The organism is Bdellovibrio sp. GT3, from assembly GCF_037996765.1.
GTDB lineage: Bacteria > Bdellovibrionota > Bdellovibrionia > Bdellovibrionales > Bdellovibrionaceae > Bdellovibrio.
Genome location: NZ_JBBNAD010000005.1, coordinates 527,821 through 546,752, shown reverse-complemented (window position 1 = coordinate 546,752; position 18,932 = coordinate 527,821). Strand labels below are relative to the sequence as shown.

The following is an 18,932-nucleotide window of genomic DNA, read 5'->3' as shown; positions in this document are numbered from 1 at the left end:
ATTTCCCTGATATACTTGTTCATAGGTCTTAGAATATCATTCGCCAAGAGCGGGAATAGACAAGATTTGAGTTACAGCATGAAATTGCACCTTAGTCCAAGAATCCAAATCAACACACTGGTGTCACTGGTGCTGGTCATCTTTTGCAGTAGTTCATTTGCGAGCATTGAGGAACCAGAAGAGGGATATGTGGAAGTCCACACCAATTCCTTGGTTGAAAAAGAAATCGCACAGGACAACCTGGCTGACTACAAGATCCGTCGGGAAACTCATGGTATCTACTTTGGTTTGGAATATGAGGACTATGTTCCCGTAAGCTTCGTTTCCATCAATGATGGGAAAACTTATCAAGAGCTTTTTGATGGAGCTTCCCTGCCAATTATAAGCTTGGCGATGGACTACAAATACAACTTTTCACTCGGCTCCGTGGCCATTGGTGGCTCCTATGGAATGGGCAGCATCCAAGATAACCGCAGCGGAGAAGATCGCACACTGGAAATTTCCAAACTGATGGCGACCTTAAAGTATTCCATGGACAACATCATGAACGAGCCTTATGTGGTCCCTTACTTTGGCATGTCGATGTATAAAATGAGTCTTACGGATAAATCTCCGACCAGCACCATCAATGAAGATGCGCCAGTGGGTTATTCGTATTCGGTGGGTTTCTTATTACAACTGGATTGGCTTGATCGCGACACTGCGAAAGCCGCCACCTTCAACTACGGCTTGGAAAATACGTTTCTTGATGTGTTCATGAGTCAATACTTGGCTGCGGGTGACGATACAGAAGCCAATATGGAATCAGATCCGATATGGGGCGCAGGTTTGCGCCTGGAATTCTAAATTAATCGCAACAATTTATCCATTTCCTCGTGAACCGCTGACCAAGAGATGTTGGACATCTTTATATTCAGGCGATTATCCGGAGTGATGGAATATTTTTTGGATTCTTTCATCGCCAACTGAATGACTTTCGTAGGATCCAATTTTGTTTTCTCTGTAAACACCAAAGAAATAGATGTGAGACCGGCGCTGATGTCTCGAACGCCCAGTTCTTTACATTGGCGACGAATCAGCATCAAACCCATAAGATTGACTGTTTGATCCGGGATCGGACCAAACTGATCGCGCAATTCTTCTTCGATACGATCCAGGTCATCAGTGGATGTGATTTCGGCCAGGGCCTTGTAGTAACCCAGGCGAATGCGGATGTCTTTAATGTAGGCGTCAGGGATTAAAGCTGGAATCTTAAGGTTGATTTCTGGATCAAGCTCCATGTCTTCAACTTTCTCCCCCTTAGCTTCCGCTAAAGCCTCATTCAATAGATCCATATACAACTCATAACCCACGGTATTCACGTGGCCGGATTGCTCTTCACCAAGGATGTTGCCAGATCCCCGCAACTCAAGATCGTACTGTGCGATTTTGATTCCACTGCCCAGGGCCGTGTTTTCCTGAATGATCTTCAGGCGCTCTTGCTGTTCTTTGTCCAGCTTGCGATTTCGCGGCATCATCAGGTAGCAGTAAGCGCGGGTTTTTGAACGCCCGACACGACCACGTAATTGATACAGCTGCGACAAGCCGAACATGTGAGCGGAATCAATGAACATAGTGTTGGCGCGAGGCACGTCCATGCCGGATTCAACAATCGCCGTACAGATCAGCACATCAATTTCATGATGGAAGAACGAGAGCATGGCTTTTTCCAGCTCGTGTTCCTCCATTTGTCCGTGGGCCACTTTGATGCGGGCTTCGGGAACGATTTTGCGAATTTCATCGGCCAATCCATAAATGGATTCAATGCGATTATGAATAAAGTAAACCTGACCACCACGGGAAATTTCCGCGGTGATAGCCTTGCGCACGGTTTCTTCGTCGAACTTAGTAACGAAGGTGCGTGTCGGCAAACGATCCACTGGAGCGGTATTAATCAAACTTAGATCGCGAATTCCCACCAATGCCATATTCAAAGTACGTGGAATCGGTGTTGCTGACAAAGTCAGCGTGTCGACACTGGTTTTGATTTTCTTGATTTTCTCTTTGTGAGTGACGCCGAACTTTTGTTCTTCGTCGATGATTAACAAACCAAGATCTTTAAAACCAATCGAACTGCCCAGCAACTTATGAGTGCCGACGATAATATCGACCTTGCCATCTTTGATGTCCTGGATGGTTTTTTTGGATTCTGCCGGTGTCACGAAGCGGTTCAATACACGTATATCGACCGGCCATCCCTCAAAGCGTTTTTTGAAAGTTTCAAAGTGCTGGAAAGTCAGAACTGTCGTTGGGGCAAGAATAGCGACTTGTCTGCGCGCCTGAACTGCAAAAAAGGTCGCTCGCATTGCCACTTCGGTTTTTCCAAAGCCAACGTCACCGCAAACCAAGCGATCCATGGGCTTGGTGGACTTTAGGTCAGAAAGAATATCGCCAATGGCGCGCAATTGATCGTTGGTTTCCTCATATGGAAAACCATTTTCAAAAAGTTGAATCTCGTTTTCACGGAATTCAAATGGAGGACGATGCATTTCTGCACGTTTTGCATAAAGTGCCAACAGATCTGCCGCGATGTCGCGAACATGGGATTTAACTTTGGCTTTTGTTTTCTCCCAGGCGGTCCCGCCAAGTTTATCTAAAACTGTGGTGGCTCCGGCCCCGGAGAACTTTTGCAACTGACCCACACGATAGACGGGCAGATACAGTTTATCTTTGTCCTTGAAGCCAATCTGAATGTATTCAGACTCAACTCCACCAATGTTCATGATCTTCAGTCCTTCGTAAACACCGATGCCGTGCTTAACGTGAACGACCAGATCATTGGGCTTTAAATCTCCAAAGGAAAGTCGTTTAGCCTGCTTTTGGAAGTCCTGAGCGGCCGTGGACTCGCGGCTGCGCATTTTTTTGCCAAAGAAATCCTCGTCGCGCAAAAAGATAACGCGCTCTTCATCCAGACGAAGACTGTCAGACAAGTAGCGACTTACTATGTGAATCAGGTGCTTGTCGCTATCTTGCTCCTGCAGCCAGGAATCCCAGCGATACTCATCCTGATTGCAGCGGACCGCTTTCATCTCGAGCTTTTCAAATATCAAAGCCAGACGATCGATATGGGATTGATTCTTGGTGCTTACGAAGATTCGGTAGCCGTCATCGCGCCACTTGTGAAGTTTGTTGGTTGCAGCTTGCAACCATAATTCAGAGCCCACAGGGTTGGCACTCGATAGATTTGAAAAATCCTGAGTTAAAGATGTTCGGTATTCAACGTGGGCATCCGCCGCATTTTCATTATCCAAATATTCAAGAGTAGAGAAGTAAACCTGCCGACTGTTTTGTGGATATGTCAGCAATTCAAAATTTTGATACAGCAGATCCATCTCTGGGCGAATCACGTGGGAAGAGCTGGTGTTGTAGTCAGCTTTCAGTTCAGCGATGAAATCATCCGCATTGCGGGAAATTTCTACGGGATCAAGGAACCAGACATTGACCGGGTTTTGGAAATGCTCTGTCGGCGCTGCGGGTTCTCCATAGAAATACGGCAATAAGAATTCAATTCCTGGAAAAGAATTCTTTAAAACAAGCGAGCGCAAAGTTTCATCGGCCTCTGCTTTTTCAACAGGGCGATCTTCAATACTTGCGCGCACTCGTTGCAGAAGTCTTTCGTGTGTTTCGTCTCTAAATAGAATTTCGCGAGCCGGAGTCAGCTGAAAAGATCTAATTTCATCGGCGCTGCGCTGATCACTGACGTTGAAGTACCGAAGCGTTTCAATTTGATCGCCAAACAGATCCAATCGAACCGGCAATTCTTCCGTGGGTGCAAAGATATCAACGATACCTCCGCGCAAAGCATACTGTCCCTTGTCTTCAACCATTGGCGCAGAAACATAGCCAAGAGAGTTCAAATACTCTGCAATGTCTTCTGGCAGCTCGTCGCCAACCGACAAGGTTCGCGAGGTTTCCTTCAGAATTTTGACGGGAATAGTTTTTTGTATCAGCGCGTCAGGAGATGCGATGAAGATTTCTCCGGGTCGCGCAGCCTGTGCTTTTGCCAGGAATCGAATTCGATCCGCGGCGATTCTCGTGTTCGGATAAAGACCAGAATAGGCCGAAACATCAAAAGCAGGCAAAATCGTGCTCTGACGAAGTGGGTCGAAGAACTGTAAAAGCTGCTGAAGTTTGTTTGCTTCGGCATGACTGCCAACAACAACTAGGTGCGGCAAGCTGTTGATTTTTTTAGAGTAAGTTTGTGACAAAAAGAAAGCAAGAGCGAGCGGAGAAGAGGCTCCGGTCACTTGAACTTTTCCGCGGGTTGTTTCGAAGGCTCGATCCAAGATCGATTCGAGCCTTGTGTGAGTCATTTCGGCTTTCATTTTGTGGGGTTATGTTGCCATGGTTATCGCCTTGTTTCCATTCATATTTCTTGGATTTCAGAGACTCCACATATATAACTAATTGAAATCCAAATAATAACGACAACTTTGGAGGGTCTGTGGCACTCGGTGGAATCATTTTCATCGTCATTTTTATTGCGCTTTTTGGCAGTTTTCTTGTCTGGTTATCAATCAAGACGGGCGGAAAAGTGCATTATCATCCGGTTAAGTACGAGCCCTACGAGTGTGGTCTCCCTTCGCTAGATAAAAAAGATACGAAAGTTTCTGTGAAGTTTTATCTCACAGCAATCCTCTTCATTCTTTTCGATATCGAAATCATTTTTATGTACCCATGGGCGACATCGTTCCGTGATTTCATCGCTACTGGACAAGGCGGGGTCGTTTTTGGATCCATGGCCTTCTTCTTGGCTGTGTTCATCTTCGGTTTGTTCTGGGAAGTAAAATCAAAAGCATTGGAATGGGATTAATCAATGGGAATGGGTAAAGATTCATTCGAAATAATCGTCAACGGGCTAAAGCTCGTTGTTATCTTTTTGATGATGGTTCAACTCGTGCCGATCCTTGTATGGGTTGAGCGTCGCGGTTCTGCTTTCATTCAAAATCGTCTTGGTCCAAACCGTGTCGGTCCATTGGGGTTGATGCAGTTGTTGGCTGATGCCGTGAAGTTCTTGACGAAAGAAGCTTTCGTTCCTTCAACAGCAAAACCTTTGTTGTACTATGCAGCTCCGGTATTTGCGTTGATTCCAGGTGCGGTTGCCTTCTCGGCGATTCCGATGTCGACACCAATCTCCGTTGGAACATTCGAATTGTTTGGGCAATCTTGGGGTCCTTATACATTCCTAGTTCAAGGTTATGATATCGGTGTTGGTATCGTATTCATCCTGGGCGTTTCTTCCTTGGCTGCTTACACAATGTTGATGGCGGGTTGGGGTTCAGGAAATAAGTACTCTTTGATGGGTGCGCTTCGCGCTTCCGCTCAAACGATCTCTTACGAATTGGCTCTGGGCCTTTCAATCGTGGGCGTGATCATGATGTACGGAACTTTCCACTTGAGCGATATGACTATGGCTCAACAAGGAACTTTGAATTTCCAATTCATGGGCTACACGATTTCCTCTTCATGGCTTCCAAACTGGGGTATTTTCTTCCAGCCATTGGGCGCCTTGATTTTCTTCACTGCGACTTTTGCGGAATCCAACCGTTTGCCATTCGACTTGGCAGAGGGTGAGTCTGAGTTGGTTGCCGGCTTCCATACAGAGTACGGCGGTTTCAAATTCAACATGTTCTTCATCGGGGAATACGGTCACATGATGATCGCTTCCGGTTTGATGGCGATCTTCTTCTTCGGTGGTTACGGCATTCCGTTTGTCTCCGTGGAGCAGGTTCGTGAATGGGCACTGACGGTGACTTCAAATGCCAACTGGGCTTCGGCTTTGGTGGCGTTGATTCACTTTGTTGTCTTCAACGTGAAGTTCTTCTTTTTCATTTGGGCATTCGTTTGGGTTCGCTGGACTTTGCCTCGTTTCCGCTACGACCAATTGATGGATCTTGGTTGGAAAACAATGCTTCCTTGGGCATTGGCTAACACGATCATCACGGCACTCGTGATTTACTTGGCATCATTGTAAGGAGCTAAAAGTGACAGCAGACGCTTTTCTATTTTGGTTTTTGGCGATCGTAACATTGGGCTCTGGCCTGATGGTGATCCTTTTGAAGAACCCGATTTATTCGGCATTGAGCCTGGCAATGACCATGGTGGGTATCGCGGCCTTGTTCGTGACTCTAAACGCCTTCTTTATTGCGGGCGTTCAGCTGATCGTTTATGCAGGCGCGGTGATGGTACTTTTCACGATGGTTATCATGCTTTTCGACTTGAAACAGGATATCTCCGCATTCACACGCGGTAAGTTCACGGGCATTATGAAAATCATGTCCGTCGGGTTGTTGGCTGGTCTGATCTTTGGTTCCATCTACGCAACTGTTAACCTGATGAATCTTAAGACAACAGATAATCCGGTTTTGGTTGGCACAGGTATGGAAACAACCAAGGCTCTTGGGCAGATTCTATTCACAAAATATATCTTTGGCTTTGAAGCTCTAGGCGTTCTTCTTTTGGTGATCGCTGTAGGCGCAGTAGCTCTTTCACGCAGTAAAGGTGGAACACATGAACGCTGATTTCATCAATAACATCGGCCTTACACACTATTTGGTTCTGGCTTCAATTTTGTTCGCAATGGGTATGGCGGGCGTTTTGCTTCGTCGTAACGTAATCGTCCTGTTGATGTCCGTAGAGTTGATGCTGAATTCAGTGAATTTGACATTCATCGCATTCAGTAAATTCCTGGGCCTGCTTGATGGTCACATCATGGTGTTCTTTGTAATGACTATCGCGGCAGCTGAGGCGGCGGTGGGTCTGGCACTGGCAGTATCGATCTTTAAACGCTTTAACGAAGTGAATATTCGCTTCTTTGAGCACTTGAAAGGATAGGCCGAATGAATCATTCAGTTTTAATGGCCATCGTTATCCTAAGTCCATTGGTTGGTTTCCTGATCAATGGCTTCCGCTATAAAAAACATTCTGCAAACGTGGCCGGTGTGATTGCCACTCTGGCGGTTGCGATTTCATTCGTGTGCTCGATCCTTCTTGTGGTGGATTTGGTGCAAATGTCTGCGGAATCCCGCAGAATCGCAGTCAGCTTTTTCGAGTGGATGGCGGTTGATAAGTTCAAAGTAAACGCCGGATTCGTAGTTGATCAAATCAGCGCCATCATGATCCTTGTGATCACGGGTGTTGGTACTTTGATCCATATGTTCTCCATCGGATACATGCACCACGATAAAGGCGCAGCTAAATACTTCGCATATCTGAATCTGTTCATTTTCAACATGTTGTTGCTGGTTCTTGGCGACAGTTTGCTGGTGATGTTCGTAGGTTGGGAAGGCGTGGGTCTTTGCTCTTACTTGCTAATCGGTTTCTGGTTCACAGATAAAGAAAAAGCTGCGGCAGGGATGAAAGCATTCATCACGAACCGTATCGGTGACGCGGCTTTCTTGTTGGGTATGTTCGTATTGTTCATGACTTTCGGTACTTTGAACTTTGCAGAACTAAATGCTTTGGCGCCAACAACGGTTGAAGCTTCCTGGATGGGTGCTTTGACATTGGGAACTTTGTTCCTGTTCATCGGTGCAACTGGTAAATCAGCGCAGATTCCATTGTACGTTTGGCTTCCAGACGCGATGGCCGGTCCAACACCGGTTTCAGCCCTGATCCATGCGGCGACGATGGTTACTGCGGGCGTTTACATGATCGTTCGTTTGAATCCACTTTTCATCATGGCTCCTAACACAATGATGGTTATTGCGATCATCGGTGCGGCAACAGCAGTATTGGCAGCAACTATTGGTATGACCCAATGGGATATCAAAAAAGTTCTGGCTTATTCTACAGTTTCCCAGCTGGGTTACATGTTCCTGGCTTGCGGTGTGGGTGCATTCGGAGCAGCAATGTTCCACTTGATGACTCACGCATTCTTTAAAGCCCTTATGTTCTTGGGTTCTGGTTCTGTGATCCATGCAATGCACGAAGAACAAGACATCCGAAAAATGGGCGGCTTGAAAAAATACCTTCCAATCACTCACATCACTTTCTTGTTGGGTTGGTTGGCAATTATCGGTATGCCACCGTTTGCAGGTTTCTTCTCTAAGGATGAAATCCTGGCTTACGCATTCTTCTCACCAATGGGTTCTCCGATCCTTTGGGCAGCAGGTGCTTTGGGTGCGACTTTGACTGCATTCTATATGACTCGTTTGATGGCTTTGACTTTCTGGGGCAAAAGCCGCGTTCCATCTGACGTCCATCCACATGAATCTCCAGCTTTGATGACGATCCCTTTGATCGTCCTTGCGGTGTTGTCTGTGATCGGTGGTTGGATTGGTATCCCTCACGTGATTGGTGAGCATTTGGGTCACCTTCCAAATGTTTGGGAGCACTGGTTGAGTCCGATGATCACTAAGATTCCAAACTTGGGCCACTTCGATGTAACAACTGAGTGGGTATTGATGGGAACTTCTGTGAGCTTGGCGGCGATCTCTTCGATTATCGCGTACCAGTTCTATGTGAAGTCTCCAGAGACTCCTAAGAAAATCGCTGAAAGCATCAAACCGGTTTACAACCTTGTTTATAACAAATATTTCGTGGACGAAGCGTACTTCGGCGGAATCATTAATCCTTTGATAAACCTAAGTAAGAACACTTGGTATTATGTGGATGTGAATTTCATCGATAAGTGCACTTATTGGGCAGGGGATCTGGTGAAAGGAATGGGCTCTTTGGCTCGCTCTCTTCAAACTGGAAATATGCAACAATACGCAATGTACATCGGTATCGGTGTCGTTGTTGTCCTTTCATACGTGATCATGGGGTAAGATATGATCCTGAGTACAATTGTTTTTCTACCTCTAGTTTTTGCTCTGATCATCGCTGTTTGGCCGAATGCCAGGACGATCCGTCCGCTGGCATTGGGCTTCGCGGTTATCGAGTTTATCCTTTCATTGGCTTTGCTTCAGCAGTTTGATCCAAGCACTTCCAACCTGCAAATGGTTGAGCGCTACATGTGGATTGAACGTTTCGGAATCAGCTACTTCATGGGTATCGATGGTATCTCATTGTGGTTGATCCTTCTGACAACGTTCCTTACTCCGATCACTATCCTGGCAAGCTGGACATCTATCAGTGAGCGCGTAAAAGGCTTCCACGTTTGTATGTTTATTCTGCAAACTGCGATGCTTGGTACTTTCCTTGCGATGGATGCGATCTTCTTCTACGTATTCTGGGAACTTTCTCTGATCCCGATGTACTTTATGGTCGGTATCTGGGGTGGATCTCGCAGAATCTACGCAACAGTTAAGTTCTTCATCTACACGATGGCGGGTTCTGTACTGATGCTGGTTGCGATGATCTACATGATGTACCTGACTCAGGAAACAACAGGTCAGATGAGCGCAAGCTTGCTTGATTTCTATAAACTTCAGATTCCGTTCGTGGGTGGTACTTTCTTCAGCCTGCAAACGCTTCTGTTCTTTGCCTTCGCATTGGCTTTCGCGATCAAAGTTCCGGCTTTCCCGGTTCATACTTGGTTGCCAGATGCCCACGTTGAAGCACCAACACCTGGTTCAGTAATCCTGGCGGGTGTAATGCTTAAAATGGGTACTTACGGCTTCATGCGCTGGGTGATTCCATTGTTCCCAGAGGCTTCTGAATACTGGGCTTGGTTGTTCATGCTGATCGGTACTGTGGGTATCGTTTACGGTGCCTTGGTAGCGATGGTTCAACCGGACGTTAAGAAACTGGTTGCTTACTCATCTGTGTCTCACATGGGTTACATCCTTCTGGGTCTGTTTGCATTCAATGCTTATGGTATGACTGGTAGTTTGTATCAAATGTTGAATCACGGTATCTCAACGGGTGCCCTGTTCATCTTGATCGGTATGATTTATGAGCGCACGCACTCTCGTGAAATCAGCAAGTACGGTGGCTTGGCCGGTGTTTTGCCATTGTTCACGATTTTCTTCTTTATCATCACTTTGTCTTCGATCGCGGTTCCAATGACGAACGGTTTCGTGGGCGAGTTCTTCATCCTGATGGGTACGTTCCAGGCACAACCGGTATTTGCATACTTTGCAGTAACGGGTGTTGTTTTGGGTGCGGTTTACATGTTGTGGATGTTTAAACGTGTGTTCTTCGGTGAACAAGGTGAGTTGGTTAAAGACGAACATCACCCACTTCATGATCTGAATGCTCGTGAAATCGCAGTGATGATTCCATTGGTAATTATGGTTTTCTGGATGGGATTGTTCCCGAACAATTTCCTTAACTACTCCAAAGCCAGCATTGATCACTTGGTGAACAACAAAAACACCTACAACCTGACAATCAATCAACCTGGTGCCACTGCTACTGCTACCGCTACCGCGCCGACTACGCCGGAGCAATCCACAGCAGCAGCTGCACAAGGAGATAAATAATGAACATGAATATTGGTCTAAGTGACATTCTTCTAGTATCTCCAATGCTTGCCTTGTTTTTGGCAAGCCTTGTGCCGATCACGGCAAAAGTTCTTCGTGGTAATCGCGAACAAAATCCAATCATCACTCTAAGCCAGGCTTTGATTGGCGTGGTGATTGCGGTTGGTTTGATGATCGTTTTCGGCGGCGCGGGTAAAACGGCGTTCAATAATGGTTTGATCTTTGACGGTGTAACTCAGTGGATGGGTATCATTGCATTGTTTGCGGCTTCGGCTTCAATGGTGATGATGTACGAAAATCCGGCAACAACGGGCAAGCAGTTTTCGGAACTGATTTTCCTAGCGATGTCTTCAGCTGTCGGGATGTTGATCCTGGTTTCTGCGGTGGATCTTTTGATGGTGTTTATCGGCTTGGAGATGATGTCTTTGTCTCTATATCTGATGATTGCAATGAGCCACGAAGAGAAACTTTCCAAAGAAGCGGCACTTAAATACTTCATCCTGGGTTCATTTGCTTCGGCTTTGTTCCTTTACGGTGTGGCATTTATCTTCGGTACAACTGGAAACACAAACATTCTTGCGTTCATGGATCAGGCATCTGAACTGGTTCAAACGAACCGTTTATTTATGTTTGGTATGGCCTTTGTCATCCTGGGCTTCTGCTTCAAGGTTTCAATCGCTCCATTCCACGCTTGGACTCCGGACGTTTACCAAGGATCTCCGACTCCGCACACGGCATTCATGGCTACTGCGGTTAAGGCAGTTTCCTTTGCGGCATTCCTTCGTGTGATCGCAACTCGCTCTTTGGTGGGTTCGGATCATTTGTTTGATATGCTTCAATGGTTGGCGGTTATCACGATGATCGTGGGTAATACAGCAGCGATTCTTCAGAACAATTTCAAACGCATGATCGCTTATTCTTCTGTGGCTCACTCAGGTTATATTCTGGTGGGCGTAATCACAGCGGGTGTAAGTGACGATGCAGCGTTTGGTGCTGCTGGTGTGATCTTCTACATCCTGTCTTACGCTTTGATGACTTTGGGTGCGTTTGCGATTGCAAGCATGCTTGAGAAATCCGAGAACCATATCGTAAATATCGATGATCTTGCGGGTTTTGCAAAACAACGTCCGATGCTGGCTCTTTGTATGACAATCTTCCTGCTTTCATTGGCAGGTATTCCACCAGCACTGGGTTTCTTTGGTAAGTTCTACCTGTTCAACGCAGCTATTGGTGAAGGTCTGTTGTGGCTGGCAATCTGGGGTATGGTGAACTCTGTGATTTCCGTTTACTACTACCTGCGCCCAATCGTTGTTATGTACATGAAAGATGGCAACGCTGATATCGCTGAGCACTCTTTGAATGCAACTACTGTGATGGTTGTAGTCACTGCTTTGGCAATCATCTTCATGGGCTTCGTTTCCGGTCCGCTATTTTCGGCAATCGAAAACAGTTTGCTGTAAGCGACTGCGCCATAGGTGAAAACAAAAACCCCGACCTAAAAGGCCGGGGTTTTTTTATTTAAAAGTCGTGTTGGCGGAGAACGTTGATTCCGGATTTGAAGCCTATGCGCACGATGCGCGCCAGGATTTCCGGATTAAGGCTAAAGTGATCGACAAAGAACATCTCGTAGTTTTGTGGACGTGGTGAGATATAGATGTAGTCGACTTCAGGGCGATGCTGAACTTTATCGCGAATAAGTCCCAACAGCTTTTCACGCTGGTCATCGGGAAGCTTGATCTGTTTTAGATAGCCATCCACAGTATTGTAAATCGACTTAATGTCGTTCTGATTTTGAATGTGTTTGGCGATCTTTTGTTGAATCACCTGGTACAGAGCTTGATTTAATATCAATGGAATCCCGTACTTATGCAGCGAGCCCATCTCTTCAGTATAGTGATAAGGTTGCGTTGAGTAAGAGGAAATGACCAAATCAGCTCCGTGATCGGCGGCAACATGTGTGGAAAGTGTGTCCCTGATCTCGCCATCATAAAAGAACATCTCTTTATCGTCTTCCGGCCGTTTTATTCCATACGGAGCAAAAACAGGAGGCAAGGAAGTTGAAGCTGCCACCGCCGTGCTGATCGGGGCGTAGTTAATGTACATGTGATTTGGGGTTTTGTAAGACTCAGGGAAGTTTCCGAAGATGGCCTTACGAGTATGATTAAGCTGAGTACCAATCACAAACAGATCGACACCTAATCTTGCGAAGTCATTATCCAATAGAACTTCTTTGCGCAGATAGCTTTCAATGCCACCGGTTGAAAACAAACCGTTAAGCTTCAATCCATTTTTAATCAGGGATTCGACGCCGCCCTTAACGATGGTTTTATCCAGCAATGTGCGGGGAATGAACTTAAGCAAACCACTGGAATTCAAATTGAAGATGTTGCGGTAAGAGATCGGTTTTAAATAGCGAAGGTCATCTTTATCGAAAGAAGGTGTGGTGCCGGATCCGATCTGGAAGGCATTGATCAATGATTCAATTGGATACCCAGCCCCCAAAATCGAAGCAACAAATGCACCGGCACTGGATCCCACATAACAACGAATCGTCATCGGATCATCAGGATCGAAATTCTGACGCACCATCTCTTTGGTTCCACCGGCAAACTTGAAACCCTTCTCTTGAAGAGCCAGGCAAACGCCAATGTGAAAAGCTGCCGCTTTGATGCCGCCGCCACTTAGGACCAATGCAATTTTCTTTTTATCTTTAATACGCATAATCTGTGCATAAGTATCTGATCTCAGGTGGTGGAGAGCAAGGGTAGTCAGACGTTGGTCCAGCCTAAAACCGTGACTAGTCGCTGAATAGCCAGATCAAGGTCCTGTTTTTTGTTGAATTTGAATAAGTAGTCACACTATCTTTGACAGACTGAAGTCCTGTGATAGGGTTGAATACGCAAGCTGAGTAGGCGACCACCTATTTCCGAAAAGCTAGCTACTTGCACTTTGGTTTAGGCCAGGGTGAGTAAAAGGGGATCGAAATGAACGTTGAGATGACTGGTTCTTGGCTACCGCTAATGGACTACTCCACTAAATACAGAATTAGTGTGAGTACTCTCCGCCGAAGAATCAAAGCTGACGACATTAGATTCCGATTTGAAGACGGCAAGTACTTCATCATGGATGAACCGATGGGTACCCATCAAAGAGTACATCGCCCCTCCCAAGAAAGCGAAAACCTTGCTTTGGTGGGTGCTCATCAAGGAATGATGAAAGAAGGAACGGAAATGGCTTCTTCAAAGGATGAAATGAAGGCTCAGGACCTTGCTGAAAAGACGGTTAAAGTAAATAAGGATGAGCCAATCCTAACTGCGGCAAACAAGCTACTTAATGAACTTAAGAAAGCCTACACGCAGATCCTTCAGGAAAAGGAAGAGCAAATCTTCCAATTGAAGGATGAAGTCATGGATCTCAAAACTCTGGTTCGGGTTTTGGAATCTGAAAACGACCGCCTTAAGGGCTTTAAACAGTAAGCCTTAAAATTTAGATGTTATCCTGCAAAAAGCCCCGGTTGCTAATTCCAACCGGGGCTTTTTCTTTTATCGTTATTTAATGGAAAACATTCTCGACTATACAGCACAGGCCGGTCGCCCCATGTTGGGTGACTTTATTCAGATCAATCTCTTTTCGCCTGGCGATCATGAGGGTCATCTGACCTCGGTGCTTCAAAATCTGGCAGAGATTGAAATGCAGGTAAATTTGGATGACCCGCATTCAGAAATCAACCAGGTATTGACGATTGAAGGCGATGACTCGTTTGAAATGTCCAAGGCGGTTGCCGAAGTTTTGGAGGCAGCCCTTGATGCCAGCGTAATTTCGGATGGGTACTTTGAACCCTTTCGCGAAGAATCCCGGAACCTGGATTTACGAAGTTTGATTCGCGGTTACATGGTGGATCAGGCAGTCGCATTGTTGACAGCTAAAAGCCCGAATCTGATGGGTATGGTTCATCTGGCAGAGGGAATCAGATTCTTTAATTGCCCAAAAAAATCAATCCACGTTCGTATGAGCAGTTCGAATATTGAAAAAGAACTGGGATTGTTCAAAAATGCCGTATCAACGACTGAGGCAAGGGGAAACCTTTACGACCATGAGTCGGCGACTTTATATCTTCATCCATTAAGACATAGAATAGGGGATCACCATACGGTTTCAGCCATTGCGGATCGTTGTGTGTATGCGAATGTTTTGACGAAGGTGGGCCTGTATGCCCCACAAGAAACAATTCAGTCCTGTGTGGCGGAGTGGGATGCGCAGATTATCATCTTTAATGAGTCCGGCGAAATCGACGAGATTTTCGAGGAAACTAAGGCATATAGCTTCGATCAAGGGAGCATTTCCTATTCGTCTTATGACGGTAGCAATAGGGACTCATAAGATCCGTATCTGACCAGATTCCTGCACGACGACTTTTGGCTTCATCAACGGAAGCCAGGTAGCGGCCCTTGGAGTATTTGGTGGAGTCATAGGCCCAACCATTTTGTACGATCATTAGATTAACGTTCTTGTCTTCAAAGAATACAGTACAAGTTAAACGATCAAAGGATTTGCCGTCGCATTCCAGGTTAACAGTTTTTCCCTTAACTACTGACTCAGTGAAGTTGCGAGCCTGCTTGCCATGTTTTTGAGAAAGCTCGGGGCAATCAATACCAGCAAAACGAATCTTGGCAATCTTACCGCCGACCTTCACACGACAAGTATCACCATCATGACATTTCTCGACTACACCAGTAAGAAACTGCACTTTATTCTTTTTAGACTTTTTCGCATCAGCAAGCGGAGAAAAAACCAATGCAGTGGCAAGAAAAACAGAAGCAACAATTCTCATAGATCCCATCCCAAAAGGTGCCTGCCGGTTTTTGGATACGCGTTGCGGCAGTTGTGCTGAAGTCAGGATAGTTTCAGTTTGGGGAGAATGCAATCCGGGGATCGGACGAAAAAACAAAAAAGGACTGATTGCTCAGTCCTTTTTCTTTACATCATCTTGGGAGGGGCGATGTACTTGGGCAGGTAGTGATTACGCTGCCAAAGATTTTGTTTTCTTAGTTTCTTTCTTAACGCCAGTCTTCTTGTGGTCTGTAGCGGCGTTCTTATCGAAAGCTACTGCAAACACTTCATCAAGATTCTCAGCGAAGATGAAGTTGATATTGTCTCTGAAAACTTTCGGAATATCCGCCAAGTCCTTTTTACAAGCCATTGGAATCACGATGTTCGTAATACCAAGGTTCAAAGCCGCAAGACACTTCTCTCTGATACCACCGACAGGAAGTACGCGACCTTGAAGAGTCACTTCTCCAGTCATCGCGATATCATGACGAACCGGTGTACCTGTCATCAAACTTACAAGCGCAGTTGTAAGAGTGATACCTGCAGAAGGACCGTCTTTAGGGATCGCACCTGCTGGCAAATGGATATGGATATCGTACTTATCAAAGAAGTCTTCAGGAATGTTCAGTTCTTCCATGTGAGCACGAGCGTAAGACATTGCTGCGTGAGCAGACTCTTTCATCACGTCGCCAAGTTGGCCCGTCAATGCAAGATGTCCTTTACCTTTCATTTTCAAAGCTTCAACAGTCAACACTTCACCACCAGCTTGTGTCCATGCAAGACCTTGCACAACACCAACTTGGGAATCAGCGATTTTGTCGTCGCGTTGGAAGCGTGGAGGGCCCAGAAGTTCTGGTACAGTCGTAGCGTTTACTTCTACGAATTTTGCCTCTTCCATTACCACCATTTTAGCAACTTTACGGCAAACTGAACCTACTTCGCGCTCAAGGTTACGAAGACCTGCTTCGCGAGTGTAGCCAGCGATAAGGTATTTGATACCTTCATCAGTGAAGCTGATGTTCTCTGGAGTGATACCGTTTGCTTCGATTTGTCTTCTGATCAAATGTTTTTTAGTGATCAAAAGTTTATCGTTCTCTGTGTAACCAGGGATATTCAAGATTTCCATACGGTCACGCAATGCTGGTGGGATATTCTCCAACACGTTAGCAGTAGCGATGAACAACACGTTTGAAAGGTCGAAATCCACATTCAAATAGTTATCACGGAAAGTTGCATTTTGTTCTGGATCCAAAACCTCAAGCATTGCTGCTGAAGGGTCACCGCGGAAATCAGAACCCAATTTATCAACCTCATCTAGTACGATAACTGGATTGTTTGTTTTCGCTTGGCGAAGAGCTTGGATAATTTTACCTGGCATCGCACCTACATAAGTACGGCGGTGACCACGGATTTCCGCTTCATCCTTCACGCCGCCCAAAGCGATACGGAAGTACTCACGGCCCATCGCGCGAGCGATAGATTTACCCAAAGAAGTTTTACCTACACCTGGAGGACCACCAAAGCACAAGATAGGTCCTTTAAGATTTGGTTTCAATTTACGAACCGCTAGGAATTCCATCACGCGGTCTTTGGCTTTTTCAAGCTCGTAGTGATCTTCATCTAGAATTTCTTTAGAGCGCTTAAGATCGATATGATCTTCAGATTTTTTGCTCCAAGGAAGATCCGCCATCCAGTCAAGGTATGTACGAACCATTGTTGCTTCAGATGCGTCTGGATGCATACGCTCCAAGCGACCCAACTGCTTCATTGCTTCTTGCTCAACATGAGGAGGCATACCAGCATTCGTCAGTTTATCACGAAGCTCGTCCATCTCTTCAGATTTAGAATCTTGTTCGCCAAGTTCGTTCTTTATAGCCTTCATTTGCTCGCGCAAGAAGTATTCACGTTGATTTTTGTTCGCATCGTCTTTTTGATTTGGACGATTCTTAGCTTGAGTTTGCATAACCTCAAGTTCAGCAGCCAAAATCTCAGTTACGATTTTCAGTCTTTCAGTAGAATCATGAGTCTCAAGAACTTGTTGAGCGTCTTGAACTTTGATGCCAAGATTGGAAGCGATCAAGTCAGCGATGCGACCTGGATCAGTGACATCATCCAACACCAACAAGATGTCTGGTGAAAGTGGGCGACCTAGAGCAATAATACGTTCAATGTGCTCTTTCGCTGTTCTGATCAAAGATTCGTTTTCGACAACGGATTTTTGATTTGGAATTTCTTCGATTTTTTCTACTGCCACTTCAAACGATGGAGAAGTCTTGGAGTAGTTTTTCACGCGGCCTTTAGCCACACCTTGAATAAGGATTTTTACGCGACCGTCAGAAAGCTTGCGCATTCTCATGATCATCGCGATTGTACCTACTGTGTAGATAGAATCCGGCGTTGGATTTTCTTCAGAGATATCTTTTTGTGAAGCAAGGAAGATTAGGCGATTTTTTGCCAAAGCCTCTTCAACTGAACGGATCGAGGAATCGCGACCTACAAACAATGGAATGATCATGTAGGGGAAAACAACGATGTCTCTCACAGGTAGCATTGGAAGTGTCTGTGGGATTTCTAGAACTTTATCGTCAAAACTCATACCGCTCCTCCGCGTTGATGCGGGAAATGTTTCATGTATGAGACTTTTCGGAGCGAGCTGAGAATTGCTTGAATGAAAATATGAAAAATTGGACTGACATCCGTGTCAGTGGCGAAGTGCTTCCTGTTCTTCCATGCATTCAATACATAGGGCTGTGAAAGGTCTGGCCTGAAGTCTACGTGCACCGATTATTTCGCTGCAGGATTCGCACTGGCCGTAAGTCCCCTCTGCAATTTTACCCAATGCACGCTCGATCGCATAAAGTGCCGTGCGATCTCTTTCATGCAAATGAATGGAGATATTGTTAGCAACATCCTGAGAAGCCACTTCGGCTTCATCACCAGCGCCACTGATGCTGGATTGCTCTGCAATGAATTCGTGTGACTTGTTAAGGATCGAACCCTTTTGCAAAAGCAAAGAGTCCTTCAAGCTTTCAAGTTCTTCCGTACTTAGTTCGGTTGCGTTCATCTCACCCCCCGATATGATGATCGCCGTCTCAGTTGTATTGAGACGTGCCCAAAATTGAGCCTGTTATTACGAGGGATGAGTTGTGTGTCACCAAAAAAGCAGTGCGTGACGAAATAGTAAGCACTGCTTTGCTGCATGGCTTTCAGAGGAGAAGTGCGCGATCAGAAAGTGAAACAGAAACAGAAAGTGAAACAGATTTTTTAACGCGCAAACTTTCTACCAAAGGCTTCACGCATCTCAGCACCTTCAATGCTGAGTCGAGTCCAAGGAATTGCCAATAAACGCTCTGCCTCAATCGGCTCTTCGGTTTCTTCGCAAAGTCCGAATGTACCTTGCTCAATTCGTGCCAGGGCCATCTCGACTTCGAGCAGTTGATTTCTCATGCGCTCCTGTGAAACTAAAAAAGTGTGCTCCTCGATATGAGCAACTGAAACATCCCCCTCGTCGCCAGACTTTTCCGAGCGAACGAAATTGGATTGGGCTGTTCTGATACGATTCAGAATGTCTTGTTTCGTCAGAATAAGTTTCTTACGGCACTCGGTAACAATGTTTTCTTTGATTTGGTTCGTCATAACAGCCCCCTTCTTTAGGATTAGCGACTTGCTTGCCGCTTTGTGTTCCTTAGACGG

16 protein-coding genes are annotated in these 18,932 nt (G+C 45.8%); 10 read left to right on the top strand and 6 right to left on the bottom strand.

Translation table 11 applies throughout. The features are described from left to right. Positions 1–78: 78 nt before the first annotated feature. Entirely contained in the window at positions 79–846 is a 768-nt protein-coding gene (locus AAAA73_RS10000) for a hypothetical protein (protein WP_340598163.1), read from the top strand. Here the strand turns inward: AAAA73_RS10000 and mfd are convergent. Next, a complete protein-coding gene (gene mfd / locus AAAA73_RS09995) occupies positions 843–4,364 on the bottom strand; it encodes a transcription-repair coupling factor (RefSeq protein ID WP_340598162.1) in 3,522 nt (1,173 codons plus the stop codon). The two genes, AAAA73_RS10000 and mfd, sit on opposite strands and share 4 nt — an antisense overlap. Positions 4,365–4,483: 119 nt before the next feature. Here mfd and AAAA73_RS09990 point away from each other — a divergent pair, with 119 nt between their 5' ends. From AAAA73_RS09990 to AAAA73_RS09960, 7 genes are read left to right on the top strand one after another with little or no spacing between them, the layout of a single operon-like run. Further along, positions 4,484–4,852 carry an NADH-quinone oxidoreductase subunit A gene (locus tag AAAA73_RS09990; RefSeq protein WP_340598161.1) on the top strand — a complete coding sequence of 123 codons (369 nt, stop codon included), beginning with the start codon at positions 4,484–4,486 and terminating at the stop codon, positions 4,850–4,852. 3 nt (positions 4,853–4,855) lie between these two features. Next, complete coding sequence (locus AAAA73_RS09985) at positions 4,856–6,013, top strand: complex I subunit 1/NuoH family protein (protein ID WP_340598160.1); 1,158 nt, start codon at positions 4,856–4,858, stop codon at positions 6,011–6,013. Positions 6,014–6,023: 10 nt separating this feature from the next. Next, positions 6,024–6,560 carry an NADH-quinone oxidoreductase subunit J gene (locus tag AAAA73_RS09980; RefSeq protein WP_340598159.1) on the top strand — a complete coding sequence of 179 codons (537 nt, stop codon included), beginning with the start codon at positions 6,024–6,026 and terminating at the stop codon, positions 6,558–6,560. Continuing rightward, complete coding sequence (nuoK, locus tag AAAA73_RS09975) at positions 6,550–6,873, top strand: NADH-quinone oxidoreductase subunit NuoK (protein WP_340598158.1); 324 nt, start codon at positions 6,550–6,552, stop codon at positions 6,871–6,873. Before AAAA73_RS09980 ends, nuoK begins: the two co-directional genes overlap by 11 nt. 5 nt (positions 6,874–6,878) lie before the next feature. Then, positions 6,879–8,810: an NADH-quinone oxidoreductase subunit L gene (nuoL, locus tag AAAA73_RS09970; protein WP_340598157.1), complete on the top strand. Its 1,932-nt coding sequence runs from the start codon at positions 6,879–6,881 to the stop codon at positions 8,808–8,810. A 3-nt stretch (positions 8,811–8,813) separates the two neighbouring features. Next, positions 8,814–10,409: a complex I subunit 4 family protein gene (locus AAAA73_RS09965; RefSeq protein ID WP_340598156.1), complete on the top strand. Its 1,596-nt coding sequence runs from the start codon at positions 8,814–8,816 to the stop codon at positions 10,407–10,409. Then, entirely contained in the window at positions 10,409–11,869 is a 1,461-nt protein-coding gene (locus AAAA73_RS09960; RefSeq protein WP_340598155.1) for an NADH-quinone oxidoreductase subunit N, read from the top strand. Before AAAA73_RS09965 ends, AAAA73_RS09960 begins: the two co-directional genes overlap by 1 nt. 58 nt (positions 11,870–11,927) lie before the next feature. Here AAAA73_RS09960 and AAAA73_RS09955 read toward each other — a convergent pair whose 3' ends face one another. Continuing rightward, entirely contained in the window at positions 11,928–13,130 is a 1,203-nt protein-coding gene (locus AAAA73_RS09955; protein ID WP_340598154.1) for a patatin-like phospholipase family protein, read from the bottom strand. 263 nt (positions 13,131–13,393) lie between these two features. Between AAAA73_RS09955 and AAAA73_RS09950 the strand changes: the two genes are divergently transcribed. Both AAAA73_RS09950 and AAAA73_RS09945 read left to right on the top strand, forming a co-directional pair. Continuing rightward, a complete protein-coding gene (locus AAAA73_RS09950; protein WP_340598153.1) occupies positions 13,394–13,885 on the top strand; it encodes a hypothetical protein in 492 nt (163 codons plus the stop codon). A 79-nt stretch (positions 13,886–13,964) separates the two neighbouring features. Continuing rightward, a complete protein-coding gene (locus AAAA73_RS09945; protein ID WP_340598152.1) occupies positions 13,965–14,789 on the top strand; it encodes a hypothetical protein in 825 nt (274 codons plus the stop codon). Here AAAA73_RS09945 and AAAA73_RS09940 read toward each other — a convergent pair. The 4 genes from AAAA73_RS09940 to AAAA73_RS09925 all read right to left on the bottom strand — a co-directional run bounded on the left by AAAA73_RS09940 (position 14,719) and on the right by AAAA73_RS09925 (position 18,875). Continuing rightward, positions 14,719–15,240 carry a thermonuclease family protein gene (locus AAAA73_RS09940; RefSeq protein ID WP_340598151.1) on the bottom strand — a complete coding sequence of 174 codons (522 nt, stop codon included), beginning with the start codon at positions 15,238–15,240 and terminating at the stop codon, positions 14,719–14,721. The genes AAAA73_RS09945 and AAAA73_RS09940 overlap by 71 nt on opposite strands. Before the next feature lie 189 nt (positions 15,241–15,429). Next, positions 15,430–17,835: an endopeptidase La gene (gene lon / locus AAAA73_RS09935; protein ID WP_340598150.1), complete on the bottom strand. Its 2,406-nt coding sequence runs from the start codon at positions 17,833–17,835 to the stop codon at positions 15,430–15,432. 105 nt (positions 17,836–17,940) lie between these two features. Further along, positions 17,941–18,303, bottom strand: a complete 363-nt coding sequence (locus tag AAAA73_RS09930; RefSeq protein WP_340598149.1) for a TraR/DksA family transcriptional regulator — start codon at positions 18,301–18,303, stop codon at positions 17,941–17,943. Positions 18,304–18,503: 200 nt separating this feature from the next. Next, positions 18,504–18,875: a TraR/DksA family transcriptional regulator gene (locus tag AAAA73_RS09925; protein ID WP_340598148.1), complete on the bottom strand. Its 372-nt coding sequence runs from the start codon at positions 18,873–18,875 to the stop codon at positions 18,504–18,506. Between the last annotated feature and the right edge of the window lie 57 nt (positions 18,876–18,932).

What these genes read in the sequence shown, in the direction of transcription:
- lon (WP_340598150.1), bottom strand. Translation starts at nt 17,835, where the DNA reads ATGAGTTTTGACGATAAAGTTCTAGAAATCCCACAGACACTTCCAATG.
- AAAA73_RS09945 (WP_340598152.1), top strand. Translation starts at nt 13,965, where the DNA reads ATGGAAAACATTCTCGACTATACAGCACAGGCCGGTCGCCCCATGTTG.
- AAAA73_RS09940 (WP_340598151.1), bottom strand. Translation starts at nt 15,240, where the DNA reads ATGAGAATTGTTGCTTCTGTTTTTCTTGCCACTGCATTGGTTTTTTCT.
- AAAA73_RS09950 (WP_340598153.1), top strand. Translation starts at nt 13,394, where the DNA reads ATGAACGTTGAGATGACTGGTTCTTGGCTACCGCTAATGGACTACTCC.
- nuoK (WP_340598158.1), top strand. Translation starts at nt 6,550, where the DNA reads ATGAACGCTGATTTCATCAATAACATCGGCCTTACACACTATTTGGTT.
- AAAA73_RS09925 (WP_340598148.1), bottom strand. Translation starts at nt 18,875, where the DNA reads ATGACGAACCAAATCAAAGAAAACATTGTTACCGAGTGCCGTAAGAAA.
- AAAA73_RS09955 (WP_340598154.1), bottom strand. Translation starts at nt 13,130, where the DNA reads ATGCGTATTAAAGATAAAAAGAAAATTGCATTGGTCCTAAGTGGCGGC.
- AAAA73_RS09965 (WP_340598156.1), top strand. Translation starts at nt 8,814, where the DNA reads ATGATCCTGAGTACAATTGTTTTTCTACCTCTAGTTTTTGCTCTGATC.
- mfd (WP_340598162.1), bottom strand. Translation starts at nt 4,364, where the DNA reads ATGAAAGCCGAAATGACTCACACAAGGCTCGAATCGATCTTGGATCGA.
- AAAA73_RS09930 (WP_340598149.1), bottom strand. Translation starts at nt 18,303, where the DNA reads ATGAACGCAACCGAACTAAGTACGGAAGAACTTGAAAGCTTGAAGGAC.
- AAAA73_RS10000 (WP_340598163.1), top strand. Translation starts at nt 79, where the DNA reads ATGAAATTGCACCTTAGTCCAAGAATCCAAATCAACACACTGGTGTCA.
- AAAA73_RS09985 (WP_340598160.1), top strand. Translation starts at nt 4,856, where the DNA reads ATGGGAATGGGTAAAGATTCATTCGAAATAATCGTCAACGGGCTAAAG.
- nuoL (WP_340598157.1), top strand. Translation starts at nt 6,879, where the DNA reads ATGAATCATTCAGTTTTAATGGCCATCGTTATCCTAAGTCCATTGGTT.
- AAAA73_RS09960 (WP_340598155.1), top strand. Translation starts at nt 10,409, where the DNA reads ATGAACATGAATATTGGTCTAAGTGACATTCTTCTAGTATCTCCAATG.